The sequence below is a fragment of the Lentzea sp. NPDC060358 genome (assembly GCF_042725365.1).
GTDB lineage: Bacteria > Actinomycetota > Actinomycetes > Mycobacteriales > Pseudonocardiaceae > Lentzea.
Map to the genome: position 1 here is coordinate 1 of NZ_JBHXCW010000144.1, position 19,979 is coordinate 19,979.

21 protein-coding genes are annotated in these 19,979 nt (G+C 72.3%); 3 read left to right on the forward strand and 18 right to left on the reverse strand.

Translation table 11 applies throughout. The features are described 5' to 3' along the window. Window positions 1–22: 22 nt before the first annotated feature. Window positions 23–1,021 carry a helix-turn-helix transcriptional regulator gene (locus ACFWGZ_RS26535; protein ID WP_382454283.1) on the reverse strand — a complete coding sequence of 333 codons (999 nt, stop codon included), beginning with the start codon at window positions 1,019–1,021 and terminating at the stop codon, window positions 23–25. Between the two features lie 62 nt (window positions 1,022–1,083). Between ACFWGZ_RS26535 and ACFWGZ_RS26540 the strand changes: the two genes are divergently transcribed. After that, entirely contained in the window at window positions 1,084–2,343 is a 1,260-nt protein-coding gene (locus ACFWGZ_RS26540; RefSeq protein ID WP_382454284.1) for an FAD-dependent oxidoreductase, read from the forward strand. Here ACFWGZ_RS26540 and ACFWGZ_RS26545 read toward each other — a convergent pair. From ACFWGZ_RS26545 to ACFWGZ_RS26570, 6 genes are all read right to left on the reverse strand, one after another. After that, window positions 2,322–2,924: a hypothetical protein gene (locus ACFWGZ_RS26545; RefSeq protein WP_382454285.1), complete on the reverse strand. Its 603-nt coding sequence runs from the start codon at window positions 2,922–2,924 to the stop codon at window positions 2,322–2,324. The two genes, ACFWGZ_RS26540 and ACFWGZ_RS26545, sit on opposite strands and share 22 nt — an antisense overlap. A 23-nt stretch (window positions 2,925–2,947) precedes the next feature. Further along, window positions 2,948–3,646 (reverse strand): hypothetical protein, encoded by a 699-nt coding sequence (locus ACFWGZ_RS26550; RefSeq protein WP_382454286.1) that lies wholly within the window; start codon window positions 3,644–3,646, stop codon window positions 2,948–2,950. Window positions 3,647–3,649: 3 nt separating this feature from the next. Further along, a complete protein-coding gene (locus ACFWGZ_RS26555; RefSeq protein WP_382454287.1) occupies window positions 3,650–4,411 on the reverse strand; it encodes a hypothetical protein in 762 nt (253 codons plus the stop codon). A 17-nt stretch (window positions 4,412–4,428) separates the two neighbouring features. Beyond that, a complete protein-coding gene (locus tag ACFWGZ_RS26560) occupies window positions 4,429–4,776 on the reverse strand; it encodes a hypothetical protein (protein WP_382454288.1) in 348 nt (115 codons plus the stop codon). Between the two features lie 245 nt (window positions 4,777–5,021). Next, entirely contained in the window at window positions 5,022–5,966 is a 945-nt protein-coding gene (locus ACFWGZ_RS26565; protein ID WP_382454289.1) for an NAD-dependent epimerase/dehydratase family protein, read from the reverse strand. Between the two features lie 60 nt (window positions 5,967–6,026). Further along, window positions 6,027–6,998, reverse strand: coding sequence for a ScbA/BarX family gamma-butyrolactone biosynthesis protein (locus tag ACFWGZ_RS26570; RefSeq protein ID WP_382454290.1), 972 nt, complete (start codon window positions 6,996–6,998; stop codon window positions 6,027–6,029). Window positions 6,999–7,142: 144 nt separating this feature from the next. On the opposite strand from ACFWGZ_RS26570, the gene ACFWGZ_RS26575 reads away from it, so the two are divergent. Then, window positions 7,143–7,754, forward strand: coding sequence for a ScbR family autoregulator-binding transcription factor (locus ACFWGZ_RS26575; protein ID WP_382454291.1), 612 nt, complete (start codon window positions 7,143–7,145; stop codon window positions 7,752–7,754). Here ACFWGZ_RS26575 and ACFWGZ_RS26580 read toward each other — a convergent pair. From ACFWGZ_RS26580 to ACFWGZ_RS26630, 11 genes are all read right to left on the reverse strand, one after another. Then, the gene (locus tag ACFWGZ_RS26580) at window positions 7,732–8,367 is read right to left on the reverse strand and encodes a ScbR family autoregulator-binding transcription factor (RefSeq protein ID WP_382454292.1); all 636 of its coding nucleotides are present in this window, start codon (window positions 8,365–8,367) and stop codon (window positions 7,732–7,734) included. The two genes, ACFWGZ_RS26575 and ACFWGZ_RS26580, sit on opposite strands and share 23 nt — an antisense overlap. A 3-nt stretch (window positions 8,368–8,370) precedes the next feature. Continuing rightward, the gene (locus tag ACFWGZ_RS26585) at window positions 8,371–9,165 is read right to left on the reverse strand and encodes a BTAD domain-containing putative transcriptional regulator (protein ID WP_382454293.1); all 795 of its coding nucleotides are present in this window, start codon (window positions 9,163–9,165) and stop codon (window positions 8,371–8,373) included. A gap of 101 nt (window positions 9,166–9,266) precedes the next feature. Then, window positions 9,267–10,628, reverse strand: coding sequence for an alkaline phosphatase family protein (locus tag ACFWGZ_RS26590; RefSeq protein WP_382454294.1), 1,362 nt, complete (start codon window positions 10,626–10,628; stop codon window positions 9,267–9,269). Continuing rightward, window positions 10,625–11,671 carry a metabolite traffic protein EboE gene (eboE, locus tag ACFWGZ_RS26595; protein ID WP_382454295.1) on the reverse strand — a complete coding sequence of 349 codons (1,047 nt, stop codon included), beginning with the start codon at window positions 11,669–11,671 and terminating at the stop codon, window positions 10,625–10,627. The genes ACFWGZ_RS26590 and eboE overlap by 4 nt, the downstream gene beginning before the upstream one ends. Next, window positions 11,668–12,519 carry a TatD family hydrolase gene (locus ACFWGZ_RS26600; RefSeq protein WP_382454296.1) on the reverse strand — a complete coding sequence of 284 codons (852 nt, stop codon included), beginning with the start codon at window positions 12,517–12,519 and terminating at the stop codon, window positions 11,668–11,670. The genes eboE and ACFWGZ_RS26600 overlap by 4 nt, the downstream gene beginning before the upstream one ends. Beyond that, window positions 12,516–13,964, reverse strand: a complete 1,449-nt coding sequence (locus tag ACFWGZ_RS26605) for an EboA domain-containing protein (protein ID WP_382454297.1) — start codon at window positions 13,962–13,964, stop codon at window positions 12,516–12,518. The genes ACFWGZ_RS26600 and ACFWGZ_RS26605 overlap by 4 nt, the downstream gene beginning before the upstream one ends. Beyond that, window positions 13,961–14,773 carry an SCO3242 family prenyltransferase gene (locus ACFWGZ_RS26610; protein WP_382454303.1) on the reverse strand — a complete coding sequence of 271 codons (813 nt, stop codon included), beginning with the start codon at window positions 14,771–14,773 and terminating at the stop codon, window positions 13,961–13,963. Before ACFWGZ_RS26610 ends, ACFWGZ_RS26605 begins: the two co-directional genes overlap by 4 nt. Then, window positions 14,770–15,909, reverse strand: coding sequence for an inositol-3-phosphate synthase (locus tag ACFWGZ_RS26615; RefSeq protein ID WP_382454298.1), 1,140 nt, complete (start codon window positions 15,907–15,909; stop codon window positions 14,770–14,772). The genes ACFWGZ_RS26610 and ACFWGZ_RS26615 overlap by 4 nt, the downstream gene beginning before the upstream one ends. Beyond that, window positions 15,906–16,979, reverse strand: coding sequence for a zinc-binding dehydrogenase (locus ACFWGZ_RS26620; RefSeq protein ID WP_382454299.1), 1,074 nt, complete (start codon window positions 16,977–16,979; stop codon window positions 15,906–15,908). Before ACFWGZ_RS26620 ends, ACFWGZ_RS26615 begins: the two co-directional genes overlap by 4 nt. Next, complete coding sequence (locus ACFWGZ_RS26625) at window positions 16,976–17,800, reverse strand: phytanoyl-CoA dioxygenase family protein (RefSeq protein ID WP_382454300.1); 825 nt, start codon at window positions 17,798–17,800, stop codon at window positions 16,976–16,978. The genes ACFWGZ_RS26620 and ACFWGZ_RS26625 overlap by 4 nt, the downstream gene beginning before the upstream one ends. After that, the gene (locus ACFWGZ_RS26630; protein ID WP_382454301.1) at window positions 17,797–18,642 is read right to left on the reverse strand and encodes a putative 2OG-Fe(II) oxygenase; all 846 of its coding nucleotides are present in this window, start codon (window positions 18,640–18,642) and stop codon (window positions 17,797–17,799) included. The genes ACFWGZ_RS26625 and ACFWGZ_RS26630 overlap by 4 nt, the downstream gene beginning before the upstream one ends. Window positions 18,643–18,807: 165 nt before the next feature. On the opposite strand from ACFWGZ_RS26630, the gene ACFWGZ_RS26635 reads away from it, so the two are divergent. Beyond that, a partial coding sequence (locus tag ACFWGZ_RS26635) for a cytochrome P450 (RefSeq protein WP_382454302.1) occupies window positions 18,808–19,979 on the forward strand: 1,172 nt, incomplete at its 3' end.

Consider the following 19,979-nt stretch of genomic DNA (forward strand, 5'->3'; position numbering starts at 1 on the left):
TCGGTGACGTGCCCGTGGTCTGTCACGAGACCGGCGCGGTGATGGCGGCGTAGCGACGCGCGAGGTCGTGGCAGGCGCGCAGGAGCTCGGGCGGGTGCAGCTCGGTGAGGCCGGTGTCGAACGTGGCGAGGATGCCCGCGATGCCGGCCCAGGACCAGGCTCCGAGGGTGAGGCGGCAGTGGCCCTCGTCGAGGTGCTCGACGACGGACCCGCCGGGCGCCCAGCGGGCCACGACGTGCGCGGGCAGGTCCAGGCGGGCGCTGCCGGTGCACTGCCAGGCCGCCGGGGTGTCCCCGCGGTCGTGGCTGCTCATCACGAACTGCGCGAGGTCGTCGCCGGGGAGGTCGCGGGGTGCGAAGCCGGTGCCGGTGGGGCGCGGGTGCAGCCGGTCCACCCGGTGCACCCGCCAGCGCCGCTCGTCCAGGTCGTGGGCGATGAGGTACCACCGCCCCGCCCACACCACGAGGTGGTGGGGCTCGATCCGGTGCGGTGCCGCGAAGTCCGGTTCGCCGGGAGCCGCACGCGTCCCGTCGGGACGCAGGACCTCGACGACGAGGACGTGGCGCAGCCGCACGGCGGTGCCGACGGCGGTCAGGGCGGCGGGGTCGATCGGGGGCGCGGGGAACTCCCAGTAGTTGCGCAACCTGGTGAGGCGCAAGGACTCCATGGCGGCGCGGAGCGTGTCCGGCATGGCCTGCTGCACGGTCAGCAGGGCTCGGGCGGTGTCGTCCTGGAGGCCGAAGACGGAACTGGGCGCGGTCTGCAGCGCGATGGCGATCGCGAGCGCCTGGTCGTGGTCGAACAGCAGGGGCGGCAGGGTGTGCCCGGTGCCGAGCCGGTACCCGCCCTCGGGTCCGCGCACGGTCACGACCGGATAGCCCAGTTCGCGCAACGTCTCCAGGTCGCGCCGCACGGTGCGGTCGCTGACTTCCAGGCGTGCGGACAGGTCCCGCAGCCGCCACGTCCCGCGCGAGCCGAGCAGGGACAGCAGCTGGAGCGCGCGATGTGACGTGGTCGCCATGGCTCGATCCTCGCAGCAGTAGTGGCCACTCGGTGTCCACTACTGCTGCCAGTGTCGGTCTCATGCACACAACGAACGGTTCTCAGCGCCTGCACGTAGTCGTCGTGGGAGGAGGGATCGGCGGGCTCGCCCTGGGTGCCGGGCTGCGGCGCCACGGGCACGAGGTGGCGGTGTTCGACCGCGACACCGACGTCACCGCCACCGGCGGCTACCACATCACCCTCGACGAGCGGGCCCTGTCGGCTCTCGACCGGCTCGTCGCGCCGGAGGTCCTGCGCGGGCTGCTGGCGTCGGGATCGGCGCTGAGGCTGCGGGACCGGGACGTGTTCTTCGACCACCGCGGCCGCGCGCTCGGGTACGGCCCGGACCTGTCCGGCAGCAAGAGCATCGACGTCGACCGCATCACCCTGCGCGTGCTGCTGGCCGAGGCGGTGGGCGCGGACCTGCACCTGGGGAAGGCCGTGACGGACGTGGGCACCGGCGCGGACGGCCGGCCGCGGGTCGGTTTCGCCGACGGCACCACGGTCTCGGCGGACCTGGTGGTCGGCGCCGACGGGACCCACTCGCTCGTCGCCCGGCACCTGGCGGCGGCCCCGACCAACCGCCCGGCGGGGATCATCGGGTTCTCCGGCCGCACCCGGCGATCCGATCTCACCACCGCCGAGCAGCGCCGGCTCGGCACCCGGTCGACGATGGGCATCGGCCCGCGGGGTGCCGCGCTCTACGTGGGTTTCCTCGACCCGATCGGCAACGCCGCCCTCGACGCACCGGAGCTGAGCAGGTCGGTCACCACCGGCCCGACCTACATCTGGGGAGCGATGTTCCCCGAGTCCGCCCGCACCGACTCCCTGCGCGAGCTGCACGGCGCCGCGCTGTGCACCGCGCTGCTCGACCGGTTCCGGGAGCACCGGTGGGCCGCGCACACGCTGGAGGTCATCGCGCGCACCGATCCCGGCAGCGTGGCCGCGTTCCGCTTCAACGCCGCCTCGACCCGCGCCGGCGACCTCGCCCCCTGGCCGGCGGGCCGCATCACCGCCCTCGGTGACGCCGTGCACGCCACCCCGCCCACCGCGGGCATGGGCGCGGGCGCGGCCATCCAGGACGCCGCCGACCTGCTCGACGCGCTCTCCGGAACCGCTCTCACCGAGGCGATCGAGCGCTACGAGGCCCGGATGCGCGAACGGGGTGGCGAGGTCCTCACCGCTGCCATGAGGACCGTCCGCCTCATCTTGGCCACCAACACCACTCTCGGTGCTCTGGCCACCGCCGCGCTGTGCCCTCTCGCGGCCACCATCACCCGCTACCTCTGCACCGCGTCGTAGAACGACTTCGCGAGTCCGCGCAACGGGTCGCGGCACTCCGGTGATCTCGGCTCGGGCTTGTCCGCCGGCTTGTACTCGAGGATCAGCACGGCGTTGACGTCCAGGATCATCAGCGTGCAGTTGTCCCGGTCCTTCGGCGTCAGCCACTTGGCCTTCTCACCGACCGCCACGTCCCCGGCTGTGCCGTCGTCGGCCGGATCGGCGCCCGGCCTGGAGGTCACGTCGTAGGCCTCCCGTGCCCTGAGCGCTCCCCGGCCCTCCCCTGCCGGAGACGAGATGTCGCCGTTCTCGTCCCGCCACGCCGAGGCTTTCAGGTTCACCCGCGGCCAGTCCGGGATGCGCTGGAACTCGCACCCGGTGAGCATGTCGGAGGCCGAGGGCCTCTCGTTGCCGAACCGGAACGGCGGCAGGCCCGTCACCCTCTGCGTCACCTCCCGGCAGGTCGGGAGCGCCGTGTACTTGGCAGCGAGGAGGGCGGGCGTCGTGACCGACACCGGTGACACGGCGGAGGCACCCCGCGGTGTGCCGATCACCGCGCCGCCGCCGGTGCACGCGGCCGCACTCAGCACGAGCGCCGTCACGCCGGCGAGTCGAGCGGACCGGCTCACCGCGCCCCCAGTCCCTTCCACAGGTCCTCTTCCGGATCGGCTTCCCCGGCACGAGGACGGTGCCGGGACGCACTCGCCGGTGCCGTACCGCGATCCGACGTGAGTCCGGCAGCACTGAACACCGCCCACAGGTCTTGGTGCAGCTGTCCGGAGTTCGCTCGCGGAAGCGCCGCCACGTTCGCGACCAGTTCGACCAACGCGCCGTTGCGGACGTGCAAGGTCACCAGGCCGTACGGGCTGTGCAGGACCGTCACGTCGAATGACACCCCGGCGACGTTCTCCCTGCCCTCGCGCAGCCCCCGCCCGATGGCGGCCTGGTCCTGCCTGACCTGGGCGAGCCACTCGTCCAGGTCGGGCGAGTCGGACCGGCTCCGGGAGCAGACCGGTCCGGGTTCGGCACGGTGCGGTCGCCGCGGCGCGGTGGCCGCGATCCGCACCGCGTCGAGGTAGGCGGTCATCAGCGCGGGACCGAACTCGCCGGCGGACAGCCGCGTCTGCCAGCCGCTGCTCACGTCGAACCGCAGCACCTTCGTGTCCGGATCGACGGTCACCCGCAACGATCGCGAAGGATCGCTCGCCTGGTACCGGTCCGCGGGTGCGGCCGGCGGCTCCGGAGGTGGTGACGTCCTGGTCGCGGCACCGGGCGGCAGGCGCAGCTCGGCCAGCTCCAGGGCGCGCAGGCGGTCTTCGAGCACGTCTCAGGTCACCGCCCGCGGCCAGCACTCGTCGGGGAACGCGCTGTTGCTGGTGCGCGTGCTGTACATCTCGCGCATGGAGGCGACCACGGTGGTGTAGTGCTCCACGCTGTCGCCGAACACCGTCACCGCGGAGGCGATCAGCTCCCCGCAGATCTCGGCGGCGTCCCCGATCGCCTCCAGCGCACCGATGATGGTGCCCGCGGAGACCACCGCCGAGACCGCCTTGGCGACGAAGTTGCCGATCCTGTCGGCGTAGGTGTTGAGCAGCTTGATGTTCGTCTGCGCGATCTGGACGAGCCACTTGCTGACGGCCTCGGCCTTCGGGGCGAACTGGTCGAGCGCCTTCTGCTGCCGGGCGAGCACCTGCGCGTGGTAGTGCTGGGCGGCCGGGCCGGTCCACTGCCCGAAGTTCTTGTTGCCGCTCTGGTCACCCGCGCGGGCGGCCATGTCCGAGACGGGCTTCTGCATCACGGTGAGCCAGTCGAACCCGGCCTGGACGAGCGCGACGACCGGGGCGTGGTGCTTCAGGAAACCCAGCATCACCTTGACGAAGGCGTCCACGTACTCGCGCAGCTCGTCCACCGCCTGCTCCAGCCTGCCGAAGAGGTCCGGTGCCAGGCGGACGAGCGGGTTGGTGTTGATGTTGTGGATGCCCTTGTCGAAGTTGTCGACGAGCAGCTCCACCGCCTCACCCGCCAGGCGGAACGCGTCGTTCAGCGCTTCGATCAACGCCGGGCGGTAGGACGCCCCGACACTGTCCATTCTCCCGCACCCCGAATCTAGAAGACCTGATCCAGGTCGAGCTCGACGACTTCCTCACTGCGTTCGTACGTCTCCGCGATCTTGCGCAGCGTCGCGCCGATCTCCCGGAATTCCACTTCCGCCTCCGCAGCGAGCCTTTCCACGTAGGAGCGCATTTCCTCGTACAGGTCGTGCAGCTCCTCGGGCGGAGCCGGCAGAGCCAGCGGGAACACCGCGAAGGTGACCGCGTCCGCGGCGAAGAACGCCAACGGGGACAGGGCGAGCCCGGACACCGCGCTGCGCACGGGCGCCATCTCGGAGGCGAACTCGTCCCACTTGGCGGCTTCCTCGCGCACCGCCGAGGTCACCACTCGAAAACCGGTCAACGGCCCTCCCCGTCCAGCTCGACCGCGAGATGCCCCGGGCACCCAGCGGCCAAGCTAGCGCACGAACGGCGGCCAAATCGCATTTGTCGCCGGAGCACACCCGAATGCACCCAAGCCGGTGACACGGCCGGCGATCCGCGCATTAATGCGATCGGCTCGGAATTGGACGAATTGAGGACAGATTCCGGTCGCCACGTGCGGCGAACGGTGCCGCCGCCCCGGGCAACGGCGGCACCGCGGACAGCTCACGCGACCGGCAGCAGGCTCCGGTACCAGCCGGTAGCGTGCGCGAACCCGCTCGCGAATCCGGGTCCCGGGTACTGCCTGACCTCCCGCCAGATCCGGCTGCTGTCGTACCAGTGGTCCGACGCGAGCAGCTCGTGCTGGTGGTCCGTCAGTTCCGGCATCTCCCTGCGGGCGGCCTCCCGGTGCTCGGCGGCCGGCAGCGACCGCTCCGGGAGGTCGAGGCGCAACCCCGCGCAGACCGTCCGCACGATCGACCGGAAGCTCGCCGGGCGCGGATGGCTGACGTGGAAGGTCTCCCCGCCGCGCCAGGGAATCCTCGTCAACGCGGACAGCACCGCCCCCAGCGCGTCCACGCAGATCACCGACACCTTGGCCGCGCCCTCCTGGATCCAGGAGGGCACCCGCCGCAGCAGGCGCAGCAACGTGGGGATGAACCACACGTCACCGACGCCGTAGACCAGGTGCGGCCTCAGGACGACCCCGCCGAACTCCCGCACCGACTGCTCGGCGAACAGGCGGCTGCGCGAGGCAGCCGACACCGGCAGCGGCCGGGCGTCCGCTTCGGACAGTCCTCTGTGGACGCCGTGGCCGTAGACGGACGTGGTGCTCATGTAGGCGACCCGCGAGACGCCGTGCCGGCGGGCGTCCGCCAGCAGCACCGTCGTCCCGTGCCGGTTCACCACGTCGCAGAGCTCCTCGTCACGGCCGACCTGGGAGGCCAGGTGCAGCACCGTCGTCACGCCCTCGCACACCCCTCGCAGCGAGGACGGGTCGGTCAGGTCACCGCGTACGTGCAGGACTCCGCGTGCCCGCAGGAACTCCGGCAGCGGGTGCCGGGACAGGACCCGGACGTGGGTGACCGGTCCCGAGGCGGCGAGTGCGCGCAGCGCGGCACCGCCGATGAACCCCGTGCCCCCGGTCACCAAGATCGCTTTCTCGGTCATGAACTTCCCCCCAGAAGTCATTCACCCCAGTGCATCCCCAGTATCCCCCATGTGCCGACATCAGTCGACGATCCTCATGTCCATGAGGCCCTGCGCGGCAACCCTGCCGTCCTGCTCGATCTCCACACCGACCCCGAGGGCACCAGTCGTCGCCGGAGCGCGGCGGACGGGTGTCACGACGACCGGTGAGTCGAACTCGACGTACCTGTCGAACGTGAAGCGCAGGGCGGCCGGCACGAGTCCCGGCCGGCCGAGCAGCAGCGCGGCCGCCTGCCGTGCGGCCTCCTGCAGGACCATGCCCGGCACGTGGTCGACCGGGTGGTCGAAGAGGACCGGGTGGCGCCGGTCGATCCTCAGCAGCCAGCTCCCCCGCCGGTCGTGGGGCGACAGCACGACGTCGCGCGAGCGGTCACGGCCGACGAGCCCCCTCGACACCGGTGGCGCCGACGGCGCCGGTGTCCCCGGCGGCGGAACCCGGTCGCCCACGCCCGCCCGCAGCCGCTGGTAGGCGGCGGCGGTGACGCAGCTCCAGCGCACGGATCCGGAGCCGATCTGGCGCCCGTCGCGGTGGCAGGTGACGTCCATGCCCATGCCCGCGACCTTGGCGCCGCGCCGTTTCACGTCGTGGCAGGTGACGGTGAGCGTGATGTCCGCGGGACGCGCTCCGAGCGCGAGCCCCGCGGTGGTGATCTGGTAGTTCGTCTCGTGGGACATGAACTTCCAGTCGAGCGGCACGCCGAACACCTGGTGCGCGATCACCAGCGCGGCCTGCCGGATCGTCTCGGCGAGCAGCATCGGGTCGTGCCGGTGCGGTGAGGGCAGCCGGTAGAAGCTGTGGTCGCGGGGCCACTGCGCCCCGACGCTGAACGTCGTGTCGTCGACGATCCTCAGGTCGGTGAGGAACACCTCGGACACCGCCGCGCGGTGGACCAGGTGACGGGGAACCGTCTGCTCGTGGAGGACCTGCCCTGCGCAGGGCGGCCCGGCTGGTGCCTCGTCTGCCACGACGAGGGCGGTACGGCTGGTCAGCACGATCTTCTACCTCCGGAGTGGTGTTGTCGCGGTGGGTGGTGAGATCCTGACCAAGAACATACTAACCGCCCGGTTTTTTTTCGAGGGTTTCTCTGAAGTTATGCTTCGGGTTCGAAACCGTAAGTCCGATCGGAGGAACCCCCGTTGGCCAAGCAGGAACGAGCGGAGCGCACGCGGACCGCAATCCTCGACGCCGCCGCCAAGGTGTTCGACGGCAGCGGCTTCTACGGCGCGACGCTCTCGGACATCCTCCTGCACGCCAGCGTCACGAAGGGGGCGCTGTACTTCCACTTCCAGTCGAAGGAGCAGATCGCCCACGCGCTCATCGACGAGCAGTTCGCCGTCTGGCAACCCCTGCGCGACCTCCCGGACATCGGCCTGCAGACCGTGATCGACCTGACCCACGCGATGGCGCGCAGGCTGCAGGAGGACGTGCGGGTGCGGGCCAGCATCCGGCTGGTGATCGAGCAGGGCACGTTCGCCGACCCCACGCCGAAGGCCTACCTGCAGTGGATCAGCGTCGTGGAGTCGTGCCTGGTGCAGGCCCAGGCGAAGGGCGACCTGATCGAGGGTCTCGACGTCAACGAGGTCGCGACGTACGTCATCGGCTCGTTCACCGGCGTGCAGGTGAGTTCCGAGGTCCTGGCCCAGCGCAAGGACATCACGCAGCGCGTCACGACGATGTGGCGGATCGTGCTGCCCGGCCTGGTGCCGCCGCGGCGGCGGGCCCGCTTCAGCCCCGAGGGCTCGGCCTGATCGTCCCCTCGGGCGCGAAGTCGCCCACCCTGGCGGCTCCCACGAGCCCCGGCAGGAAGAGCCGCCAGGCGTCGGCCAGCAGCGTCGCCGGGTCGAGGCCCGACAGCCCGGACGAGCACACCGACTCGATGCCGACCGTCAGCGCCAGCACGGTGACGACGACGGGCGGCACCGAGACCTCCTCGGCCAGCTGACCGTCGCGCGCCGCCCTGGTGAGCAGGGCGGTCGCCGCGGCGGACCACGACACGGAGAAGTCCAGGAACGGCGCGCCCCGGTCGGCGCACTCGCGGGCGACCCGGAAGCTGGCGCGCACGGCGGGGTCCGTGGCGAGCCAGCTCTCCAGGGTGTGCGTGAGGTCGATCAGCGCCTGCACGGCGGACGTGCCGGACAGCTCGGCGACCGCGGTGCCGAGCTTGGCGCAGCTCTGCTCCTGGACGGCCTTGACCAGCTCTTCCTTGGCCTCGAAGTGGAAGTACAGCGCGCCCTTGGTGATCCCCGCCGCCCTGGTGATGTCACTGATGTTCGTGCCGGCGAACCCGCGTTCGTCGAAGAGCTCCGCCGCCGAGCGGACGAGTCTGGCACGGGTGTGCGCGGATCTGACTTGCTTGGTCATCTGCTATCCCACATTCAGGAGCCAATCGGCGTCGTCGGCCGCCGCGAGGTTCTGGTCCGCGGCGAGCACGAGACGTTGGAGCCGGTGCAACGCCGGGGACGGTTCGAGTCCCAGCTCGTTCACCAGCGATGCGCGCGTCCTGCGGTAGACGTCCGCGGCCTCGCCGCGCCGTCCCGACCGGTAGAGCGCGACCATCAGGTGCCCGCACAGTCCTTCGTGGGTGCGGTTGCGGGCCACCAGCGCGGTGAGCTCACCCACCAGTTCGTGGTGGCGGCCGAGCCTCAGGTCCGCGTCGATCCTGCGGTCGAGGACGCTCAGCCGCGCCTCGTTCAGGCGCTGCGCCTCGACCTCGAGGACGTCTCCCTGCTGGACGTCCACGAGCGCCGGCCCGGTCCAGCGCCCCAGCGCCTCCCGGAACTTCTCGGCCGCGCCGTGGAAGTCGCCCGCCTCCCTGGCGCGGTGACCGGCCGCGGCGAGCCGTTCGAACTCGAGCGCGTCCACCGCGCCGGCACCGGTGCTGAGCAGGTAGCCGCCCGGCTGCGTCTGCAGCACGTCCTTCGGGTCGTCGCGGACGAACCCGATCAGGTTGCGCAGGTGGAACACGTAGGTCTGCAACGTCGTCGTGGCGCTGCGCGGGACGTCCTCGCCCCAGAGCTCTTCGAGGAGCATCGTGACAGGCACCGTCTCGTCGGCGTAGACGGCGAGCGTCGCGAGCACCTTGCGGGGCTTCGCGGCGGTCGGTGTGATCGAGACGCCGTCCACGCTCGCGGCCAGCGGGCCTAACACGTTGATGTCCATCTTCTCTCCCCCTGGTGAGTGAGGCGGGGACCCGCCAGGCCCCAATACAAAACCGGTCGGTCGGTTTTGTCAAGCGAAAGAACCGACCGACCGGTATTTTTTCAGGACCTGCGCAGCAGGTGTTCGACCAGCGGGCGCACGTCGGTGGCGCGCAGGCCGTCGCGCCTCTCGGCCCAGCCGGGGACGGCCGGGTCGGAGCACAGCAGGACCGGGCCGTCGGACGGGCTCTCCGGCAGCCTGCCGTGCGAACCGCGCACCCGCGAGGGGTCGAGCGGCACGACGTCCAGCGTGTACCTCAGCCCGATCTTCTTGCGCACCAAAGCCCTCGCGGCCTTGAGCCGCCCCTTCACCGGGTCGTCGAAGAACAGCTCCGCCGGGTCGTAGCCCGGCTTGCGGTGGATGTCGACGGTGCGCGCGAAGTCCGGCGCCCGGTCGTCGTCGAGCCAGTAGTAGTACGTGAACCAGGAGTCGGGGTCCGCGGTGACCACCAGCTCCCCCGACCGCTCGTGGTCGAGCCGGTACCGGGCCTGCTCCTCCCGCCCGAGGACCTCGTCCACGCCGGGTGTCGTCTTCAGGACGTCGCGCACGCGCGGGAGGTCGGTCTCGTCCCGGACGTAGACGTGGGCGACTTGGTGGTCGGCGACCGCGAACGCCCTGGAGGTCCACGGGTCCAGGTACTCCATGCCGTCCTGGGTGTAGACCTCCAGCAGGCCTTCGGCCCGCAGCACGCGGTTGACGTCGACCGGGCGGTGCACCGGCGTGATGCCGTACTCGCTCAGCACGACGACGGTCGCCCCGGCCGACTCCGCCTCGGCCAGCAGCGGCTGGACCTCGGCGTCGACCCGCCGCGCCGCCGCCACCGCCTGCGGGGACCGCGGGCCGTACCGCTGGAGGTCGTAGTCGAGGTGCGGCAGGTACACGAGCGTGAGGTCCGGGCGTTCGGCGCGCAGGACCCGCTGGGCCGCGCGCCTGATCCAGTGCGTCGACGTGATCGACGCGGTCGGCCCCCAGTAGTGGAACAGCGGGAACGGGCCGAGGTGCCGCGTGAGGTCGTCGCGCAGGCCCGGCGGCCGCGTGTAGCAGTCCGGCGACTTGCGGCCGTCGGCGTGGTAGACCGGGCGCGGGGTCACCAGGAACTCGGTGCTCGCGCCCATGGCGTACCACCAGCAGAGGTTCGCGACCTTCAGCCCGTCCCACAGCTTGTCGCCCCGCACGAGCGCGTTGTGCTGGCGCCACAGGTGGACCTCGCCGAGCTCGCGGAAGTACCAGCCGTTGCCGACGACGCCGTGCTCGGCGGGCATCCGGCCGGTCAGGAACGTCGACTGCACCGAGCAGGTCACGGCCGGCAGCACCGTGCCGAGGTCCGCCTGCCAGCCCCGGCGCGCGAAGGCCTTCAGGTTCGGCATGTGCGCGAGCAGGCGTGGCGTCAGCCCGACGACGTTGACGAGGACGAGTGGTGTCATCTGAGTCTTCTCCGCACCCAGTCGAGTTCGGCGGCGATCCCGGTCACGAGGTCCTGGGGCGGACCGGGCAGGACGTTCCAGGTGTAGGTCTCGACCTCGACCACCGGACCGGCCGGCGCGGCGGCGAGGACCTGCTCGAGCACGTCGGTGGTCGAGCGCAACGGCCGCTGCAGCTCGGCGTGCAGCGGGACGTGGAAGTGCACGCGCCACGGTTCGTCACCCGGCAGGCGCTCGAGGGCCTCGTCCAGGTCGTCCGCCCGGTGCGTCGTGCCCTCCCGCACCTGGTGCAGGTAGCGGGGTTCGCCGAAGGCGCGCAACGCCCGCCGCGCGTCCTCGGCACGGGGGTCCGGCACGTGCAGCGCCGCCGAGGCCTGGATCTTCACGACCGGCACGCCCGCCGCCTCGGCGAGCGCGAACGTCGAGGCCGGGTCCGCGAAGCCGACCGCGAGGTGGCACGCGTCGAGGCACAGGCCGACGAGGTCGTCGCCGAGATCGCGCAACCAGCCGACGGCGTCGGCGGCGGTGTCGAGCACGCAGCCCGGCTCCGGTTCCACCGCCAGCCGGATCGACCGGTCGCGGCGCAGCGCCGACGTCAACGCCTTGCGGGCGGCGGCGTCGTCCCGCGCGGTCCACGGTTCGCGCCACCCCAGCGGCAGCGTGGAGATGCTGCCCTCGGCGTCGTCGGGCAGCAGCCCGTGCAGCACCTCGGCGCAGGCGCGGGTGTAGTCGAGCCGGGACGGCTCCGTCCAGTTCGGACTGTAGACGCGGTGCTTGACGACGTCGTCGTGGAAACCACGCTGCGGAAAGGCGTTGAGCGTGCGCACCTCGAGGCCCCGGACCGCCAGCTCGTGCTTCAGCCTGGCCAGCCACGCGGGGTTGCCGGCCAGGCCGTGCGCGACGTCGGCGGCGAGCCAGAGCCCGAGACCGAGCACGGGTTCGCCGAACCGTTCCCGCACGGGCAGCGCGAACTCGTCGAGCTGGCGCACCACGCCGGCCAGGTCCTCCGCCGGGTGCACGTTGGTGCAGTAGCAGAGCGGGTTCACGTGCGCGCGCCGCGCAGGATCGAGTTGCCGTGGTACTCGGCCCCGACGGGGACCTCGTCGAGCACCAGCCGCCCGGACCGGCCGTAGAACTCGACCGGGTTGCGCCACAGCACGGTGTCCACATCGGACTCGCTGAACCCGGCGGCGAGCATGGCCGCGCCGACGCGGGAGGTCGCGACCGGGTCCGAGCGGCCCCAGTCGGCGGCCGAGTTCACGATCATCCGCTCGGTGCCGTGCTCCTTCAGCAGCGCGACCGTGCGGGTCACGTCCATCTTCGTGTCCGGGTAGACGGAGAAGCCGAGCCAGCAGCCGGAGTCCGCGACCAGCGGCGCCGTCGTCTCGTTGAGGTGGTCGACGAGCACGTTCTCCTCGCCGATGCCCGACTCCCGCACCACGTCGAGCGTGCGCCGGGTGCCCTTCGCCTTGTCGCGGTGCGGGGTGTGCACCAGCGCGGGCAGGCCGTGCTCGACGGCCAGTGCGAGCTGCGCGGCGAACGCGTGGTCCTCGGCGGGCGTCAGCGAGTCGTACCCGATCTCCCCGACCGCGACGACACCGTCCTTGGCGAGGTAGCGGGGCAGCAGCTCGAGCACGCCGGCGCACCGGCGGTCGTTGGCCTCCTTGGGGTTCAGCGCGATCGCGCAGTGGTGGCGGATGCCGAACTGCGCGGCGCGGAACCTCTCCCAGCCGATCAGGGTGTCGAAGTAGTCGGTGAACGAGCCGGTGCTCGTGCGCGGCTGCCCCTGCCAGAACGCGGGCTCGACCAGGGCCCGGACGCCGGTGGCGTGCATGCGCTCGTAGTCGTCCGTCGTGCGGGACACCATGTGGGCGTGCGGTTCGAAGATCCTCATGACTTCTCCAGGAGTCGTTCGGCGTCGGCGGGCAGGTCGCGGCCCGCCGCCCTGCGCTCGGCGGCGTAGTCGGCGACCATCCGCAGCAGCTCGGCGTCCGCGCGCTCGCCCAGGTCCGCGACCGCGGCCAGCGGCACGCCGGTGAACAGGCACTTCAGCACACCGTGCCGCCAGACCTGCTGGTCGAGCGCCCTGACCCCCATCGCCGCGGCGACGAGCCGGACGTCGTGGGTGCGCAGGGCGTCCTCGGCGATGCCCGCGCAGGCCTCGCCGACGGACTCCGGCAGCAGCGGCAGTCCCCGCAGCACTCCCCTGCGCTCCGCGTCGTCGCCGTGGTCGTAGAGCTCCCGGACCTGCGCGACCAGCCTGGCCGCCGGCAGCGTCTCCCCGAGCACGCGGACCAGCCGGGCGCGGGCCAGGTCGTCGACGGTGCCGTGCACCAGGCCGAGCGGGTCGGTCTCCGGCCGCAACGGGGCCCGGCCGACCTCCCGCCCCGCCCGCGGGTAGAGCGCGGTGACGGCGCCGGGGTCGCGCCGGACGCGGCGTTCGGCGGCGACGAGCCAGGGGTGGTCGACCTCGGCGGCGAAGTCCGTCTGTCCACTCGCGACCCACACGTCCGTCATGGCACCGGTGAGCGCCGTCATCGCGGCACGGGCGGCCGCGGGCGCGGCGTGGCTGTGCCGGGGCAGCTCGACCGCGGCGACCCCGGTGTAGCCGATCTCGGTCAGCGCGCCGAGCGTGCCCGCCAGGTCCAGTTCGCCCTCCCCGAACTCCAGGTGCTCGTGCACCCCGCGCACCATGTCGTCGAGCTGCACGTTGACCAGCAGGTCCGCGGCCGTGCGCAGGCACACGGCTGCGCTGTCCGGTTCCACCGCGACGCAGTGGCCGACGTCGAGCGTGATGCCGAGCAGCTCCGGCGTGCCGAGCTCCTCGCGCAACGCGAGCGCCTGGGCCAGGTGCTGCACGACCATGCCGGGCTCGGGTTCGAGGCCGAGCCGCACCCGGTGGCGGGACGCGACGTCGAGCACCTCGGCCACACCGGCGCGCAGACGGCTCCAGGCCAGGTCCCGCGCGACACCGGCCGCCGCGACCCCCGACCAGAACGACACGCAGTCGGCGTTCAGGTCGGCGGCGATGCGCACGGCCCGGCCGAGGAAGTCGATGCGCCGGGAGGGGTCGTCGCTCACCAGGGTGGGGTGGTGCTTGTGGTCGCGGTCGAGCAGGTAGCGCGCGCCCGTCTCGACGACGCACCGCAGCCCCAGGGCGTCCAGGGTGGCCGCGACGTGGTCGACGCGGCGGCGCAGGCCGGGGCCGAACGGGTCGAGGTGCGCGTGGTCGAGGGTCAGCGCGACGGCGGTGTACCCGAGGTCGGCGACGACCCTCAGCGCGTCGTCGAGCCGGTGGTTGGAGAAGCCGTTGGTGCCGTAGCCGAGGTGGAAGCTCATGTCGGGCTCACCCGCCGCGACAGCCTGCGCGCCACCGGGAGCAGCGCGGAGAGCACCGCCGCGGTCGTGGGGGCCGTCCGGGCCGTGATCGCCGCCTGCAACGGGATCATGGCGTGGATGCCCGCTCTCGTGGCCGCCCGCACGCGGGGCCCGGTCGGGTTGTGCCGTGCGGCCAGCTGTCCCGGGCCTGTCGTGGCGAGGTACGCGAGGGACCACGGGACGGTGCGCGGCCGGATCGAGGCCACCGCGGCCGCCACCGTCGTGGTGAGAGCGGTCGCGGTCTGGGTGCCGGTCGCGCCGTGCACCTCGCCGCGCGACAACGTCGTGAGGCCGAAGGTGTGCCCGGCGATCACGGCCGCCGCGGGCCACGCCCTGCTCCCGGAGCCCAGCAGGACGTCGAGACCGCGGCACAGCGCCATGACGGCCGGGCCCGCCGGCGTGGACTTCGCCACGAGGTCGTACGCCCAGATCGCCCCGGCCAGCGGCACGGCGGTGCGCACGGCACCGCGCCCGCCGCCGAGCACCGACAGCCCCAGCCCCGCGCCGGTCAGGACGGCCGCGACGCCCAGCGCCTGAGCCGGGCGAACCCGGCCGGACGGGATCGGGCGCTCCGGGCGTTCGTCCGCGTCGAGTTCGCGGTCCGCCCAGTCGTTGAGCGCCATGCCCGCCCAGTAGAACGCCGCGGAGGCCAGCGGCAGGACGAGCCGCCTGCCCCGCAGCGGAAGTCCGGCGGTGGCCGAGCCGGCGACCGTGTCACCGAGCACCGTCAACGCCGCCGGCGCGCGCACCAGCTCGGCCACCGGTTTCAGCACCCGGCTCCTCCCCCTTCCAGCGACTCCGCCCACTCCGCGAGCGCCCGCGCCTGCGCGAAGAGGTTGTGCCCGGTGCCGCCCAGCGGGTCCTTGAAGAAGAAACCCAGCTCGGTCAGCGGTCCCGCGGCACCGGCGGCGTGCGCGCCCGCGACGAGCCGGGCGAGGTCGAGCACGAGCGGGGCGGCGAGCGCCGAGTCGTAGCCCTCCCAGGTGAACTGCAGGCTCATCCGCGCGCCGAGGAACCCCTCGAACGCCACGTGGTCCCAGGCGATCTTGCGTTCGCCCAGCGACGGCACGTTGTCGATGTGCAGCGGTGCCTCGGTCCCCGGTGGCAGCACGCCCGCCTTGGAGGCCAGCTTCGCCGCGGCCCGGTCCGGCGACGCGAGCGACGCGCCGTCGCCCCCGCCGAGCAGGTTCGTGCCCGCCCAGGACCGCACCCGCAGCGCACGGGCCTCGAACATCGGTGCCAGCACGCTGCGCACCAGCGTCTGGCCGGTCTTGCCGTCCGACCCGGCGTACGGCAGCCCGCGCCGCCCGGCCAGTGCCGTCAGCGCGGGCACCCTGATCCCGGTGGACGGGGTGAAGTCGACGTAGGCGCACCCGGCGCGCACCGCGGCGTAGGCCGCGATCGAGCTCGGCGGCAGGACCCGGGCTTCCGGGACGGAGAGCGCGCGGTCCAGCTCCTCCAGGTCCGCGTGCTCCGCGGCGGCGGGCGCCTCGGTCGACGACACGTTCACGACCACCACCCGGTCGTGCCCGGCGCCGAACTCCGCGAGGTCGGCGGCCAACCGGGCCACCGCGTCCGCCTGGGTTCCCGGCCAGGTCAGCGGGTCGTAGCCGGGACGCAGGGCGCGTTCGACCTCGGCCAGTTCCGGCCGGATCGCGGCGAACACCCGCGCCGGCACCACGCCGTCCTCGACCAGCTGCTCGGCCCGTTTCTCCAGCGGTGTGGACACGACGTCGTGGCCGCCCGGGACCAGGTCGTCCCAGTCCGGGAAGACGTCGCCGAGAGCGAGCTCCGCCGACACGCAGCCGGTGGGGGCGACGAGCCCGCGCCGCAGCGCGAGGAGTCCACAAACGACGGTCGTCGCGAGTGAACCGCGGGCCCCGATCAGCCAGACCCCCGTCGTCACGACGACACCAGCACGGCCTTGAGCACCGCTCCGCCCGCCACCGCCGCCATCGCCACGGCGTGCGAGGCCAGCGGGTACGGGGTGGTCAGCGACCTCAGGTCGAACCGGCGCACCAGCGCGGGCAGCAGCCGCACGTACTCGACCAGGTGCGCTCCGGTGAACGCCCACGAGCCGACGACGTCCAGCTGCCGGTACACGATCTGGTGCGGGTTGACCGGGGTGTCCCCCGCGTCGGTGTACTGGCCGACGACCAGGTACGACCCGCCGCGCCGGGGCAGCCGCAGGCCCTGCGCGACCGCCACGGGCACGCCGGTGCACTCGATCACGAGGTCGGCGCCGATCTCCTGGACGCGCTCCAGGTGACCGTCCTCGGAGATGTCGACGTGCTCGTCGCCGATGCCCGCCGCCTTCGCCACCGCGAGCCGGTCGGCCGGACCGCCGACGAGGACCACCCTGGCCGCGCCGGAGAGCTGGGCCAGCGCCGCGGCGGCCAGCCCGACCGGTCCGGCACCCTGCACGACGACCGTCTCGCCGAGCCGCACCGGGCGTCGTTCGTGCAGCGCGTGGATCATCGTCGGGCCGGCGCACGCGAGCGACATGGCCGCGAGCGGGTCGACCCCCGCCGGCACCTTCACCACGACCGTTCCCGGCCGCAGCACGATGTAGTCCGCCCACGAACCGGAGAGCGCGGGCCCGGCCGAGACCGGGCGGTTCACGCCGTAGGTCTGCCGGTTCTCGCACAACGTCGGCTCGCGGTGCACACGACAGGGCACGCACTGTCCACATGCGATGGACGAGGCCCACATGACGGTGTCGCCGACTTCCAGCGGCGTGCCCCGGGAGTCGGTGCCGACACCGAGCGAGTGGACGGTGCCGAGACCCTCGTGCCCCAGCACGAGCGGGGTCGGGATGTCGAGATGTCCCTGCTGCAGGTGGAGGTCCGTGCCGCAGATGCCGCCGTACCGGGAGGCGACGACCATCTCCCCCGGTCCCGCCTCCGGCACGGGGAACGTCCGCAGTGCCAGTGGCGCGCCGAACCGTTCGAGCACGACGGCACGTCCGGTGGTCATGCCGACACCTGTTCGAGCTCGGCTCCGGCGGGGCGCAGCGGCGTGGTGTCGCGGCCGACGACGTACTCGGGCCTCGGCTCGCCGAACGGGCGCGGCTCGTTCGCCACGTCGTTGTAGGTGGCGATCAGCAGCCGGCGCGGGAACGGCGACATGTTCGGCGCCGAGCCGTGCACGATCTCGGGGTGGAAGAACACGACCGAGCCCGCCTTCGCCTTGGGCGAGACCATGCCGTGCTCCCCGACGAGCGCGGTCATCTGCGCGGGCTTGAGCGCGATGTCGTCCGGGTCGAGGTGCTGCTCGGACGCGGCGTTGCCCGCCCGGTCCTCGCGGAACTGCCCGTAGCGGTGCGAGCCCGGCACGAAGATGAGCGGGCCGTTGAACTCCGTGACGTCGTCGATGAAGAACCCGACGTTCACCAGCGCCGGGGACGGCAGGTTGTCCGCGATCTTCCAGGCGATGTAGTCCTGGTGCCACGCCCACTTGCCGCCGCCGAACGCCGGCTTGGCGTTGATCTTGAACTGGTAGACGTAGACGTCGTCGGTGAGCAGCTGCCGCACCGGGTCGAGCAGGCGCGGCGAGCGGACCAGGTCCGCGAACAGCGGCGAGCGCTGGTGCGAGGCGTAGATGGCGCGCAGCCGTCCGTCGTCCTCCAGGACGCGGTGCGGACCGGGATCGGCGGCGTCGCGGTGCAGCGCGGCGACCAGGTCGTCCACTTCGGACTGGCTGAAGAGCTGTTCGACGACCAGGTACCCGTGTTCGCGGTACTGGTCGATCTGTTGCTGGGTGAGCCGCACGGCTGATACCTCCAGTGGCCGAATCACGACCAGTAGACGAGCTCCCCGCGGCCGGTGACGCCGAGGAAGAAGGAGAGGCTGACTCGGCGGCCGTCACCGGAGTTCGGCCGCACGACGTGGTAGTTGCGGGGATCGAAGAGGATCACGTCACCGGTCTCGGGCCGCGCGGTCGCGAACGGCACGCCGTCGACCATGCTCTCGGCCCAGCCGTAGCCGTCGCGGTGCGCCTCGTCCGACGGCGTCCACCGGCGGCGGTAGACGACCGTGTCGCCCCCGCCCGCGGGCGTCGAGACGTACCAGTTGAACGCGAGCTGGCAGACCGGCCGCGGGTCGAGCGCGCCGGGCAGCTCCCGCTCGATCTCGTCGAAGTGCATCTTCATACCGGTCGTGGTCTCGCGGATCATCCCGGCGAACAGCGGCCGGCCGCCCGAGGAGGCGGGCACCACGGGCCCCTGCCACGCCCTGCGCAGCGTGCTCGTCGCGTGGTCGAGCGGGTCGGTGCCGCCGAGCAGCGCCGACCGGATGCCGGCCGCATCGCTTGCCTGCTGCCAGTAGTCCTCGTTGAGCTCGTGCGCGCCGTAGAAGTCGTACGCCGCCGGACCGAGCTTCGCGACCGGCGGGTACACGACGGCCTCGTCGTAGCCGCCCATCGGGTGGTCGTCCAGCGCCTGCATGATCTGCGCGCACTGCTCGGTGGTGCCGAAGCCCCGCACCCGCACCGCGCCGAGCACGCCCGACGCGAGCCGCAGGAGGTGGTCGGCGGTGATCTCGTCGACGACCTCGGTCTCGAACAGCGTGAAGATCGGCGACGCGTTGGCGCTCATGTCCAGCAGCGGTGGCGTCAGCACTTCGGCCATCAGGGTCCTCATCTCCTACATCGGAAGAAACCCGGCCAGCCAAGGCTAGGGAGGCCCGCGTCCGGCGGTCACCCTCATTCAGTTGTGGCGCAAACACTCCAGCGTCCTCTGAGGACCTGTTTAGCCCTCGGTGCAGGTGGTCCTCCGCGACGCGCGCCCCGTGCCACACTCCGCTGCATGGAACCCTCGAGCCTGCTCGACCTCTTCCAGCCGGAGTGGTCGAGCGACCCCTACGCGCTCTACCGGGTGCTGCGCGACCGCGGGCCCGTGCTGTGGGACGACTACATGCGCACCTGGGTGGTGCTGAGCCACGAGCACGTGGCGGCGCTGTCGAAGCACGAGCAGCTCTCCGGTGCGCGCATCGACGACTTCCACCGGCAGCTGCCCGCCGAGTCGCAGGGCCGCATGGCACCGCTCGCGACCGCGCTGGCGGACATGATGCTGTTCACCGAACCGCCGCGCCACACCAGGCTGCGCAAGCTGATCCGCCCCGGCCTCACCCCCAGGCTGATCCGCTCGATGCGCGAGGAGGTGCTGGCGGTCACCACCGGCCTGCTCGACCGCGCGGGCCCCACCCTGGACGTGATCGGCGACCTGTCGGAACCGTTGTCCCGCATGGTGATCGCACGCATCGCGGGGGTCGGCCCCGACGCGGAGCACCTGCTGGAGGACTGGCAGGGGCTGCTGCACGAGTTCTTCACCCAGTCCAGCGCGCAGCTGCCGCGCATCGAGGCGCTGCGCGACGCGTTCGACGAGAACTCGCGGCGCCGGCGCGCGGGCACGAGCGACGACCTGTTCAGCGAGATCATCGACGACCAGCTCCGGCGCGACTCGTTCACCGACGACGAGGTGTTCGCGAACTTCCTGCTGCTCATCGACGCGGGTCAGGCCACCACCACGCACATGATCGGCAACGCCGTGCTCGCGTTGCTGCGCAACCCCGGCCAGCTCTCGCTGGTGCGCGACGATCCCGCGCTGATGCGCAACGCCGTGGACGAGCTGATCCGCTACGACAGCTCGGTGCAGTTCACGACGAGGATGGCACTCGGCGACCTCTCCGTCGCCGGGCAGCGGATCAAGCGCGGCGACTCGGTGACGCTCGTGCTCGGCGCGGGCAACCGCGACCCGTTGCGCTACACCGATCCCGACCGGCTCGACGTGACGCGGAAGGCGAGCGACCACCTCAGCTTCGGGCACGGCATCCACTACTGCCTGGGCGCCTCGCTGGCGGTCGCCGAGATGGAGATCGCGCTGTCCGAACTCGTCTCCCGCTTCCCGCGGATGCGGCTGCTGAACGACGATCCCGAGTGGATGGACAGCATCAACTTCCGGTTCCTCAAGACCCTGCC

Bases quoted from the DNA above. Each gene is read 5' to 3' on its own strand.
- ACFWGZ_RS26535 (WP_382454283.1), bottom strand. From the start codon at position 1,021: ATGGCGACCACGTCACATCGCGCGCTCCAGCTGCTGTCCCTGCTCGGC.
- ACFWGZ_RS26540 (WP_382454284.1), top strand. From the start codon at position 1,084: ATGCACACAACGAACGGTTCTCAGCGCCTGCACGTAGTCGTCGTGGGA.
- ACFWGZ_RS26555 (WP_382454287.1), bottom strand. From the start codon at position 4,411: ATGGACAGTGTCGGGGCGTCCTACCGCCCGGCGTTGATCGAAGCGCTG.
- ACFWGZ_RS26565 (WP_382454289.1), bottom strand. From the start codon at position 5,966: ATGACCGAGAAAGCGATCTTGGTGACCGGGGGCACGGGGTTCATCGGC.
- ACFWGZ_RS26580 (WP_382454292.1), bottom strand. From the start codon at position 8,367: ATGACCAAGCAAGTCAGATCCGCGCACACCCGTGCCAGACTCGTCCGC.
- ACFWGZ_RS26585 (WP_382454293.1), bottom strand. From the start codon at position 9,165: ATGGACATCAACGTGTTAGGCCCGCTGGCCGCGAGCGTGGACGGCGTC.
- ACFWGZ_RS26590 (WP_382454294.1), bottom strand. From the start codon at position 10,628: ATGACACCACTCGTCCTCGTCAACGTCGTCGGGCTGACGCCACGCCTG.
- ACFWGZ_RS26600 (WP_382454296.1), bottom strand. From the start codon at position 12,519: ATGAGGATCTTCGAACCGCACGCCCACATGGTGTCCCGCACGACGGAC.
- ACFWGZ_RS26605 (WP_382454297.1), bottom strand. From the start codon at position 13,964: ATGAGCTTCCACCTCGGCTACGGCACCAACGGCTTCTCCAACCACCGG.
- ACFWGZ_RS26620 (WP_382454299.1), bottom strand. From the start codon at position 16,979: ATGACCACCGGACGTGCCGTCGTGCTCGAACGGTTCGGCGCGCCACTG.
- ACFWGZ_RS26630 (WP_382454301.1), bottom strand. From the start codon at position 18,642: ATGAGGACCCTGATGGCCGAAGTGCTGACGCCACCGCTGCTGGACATG.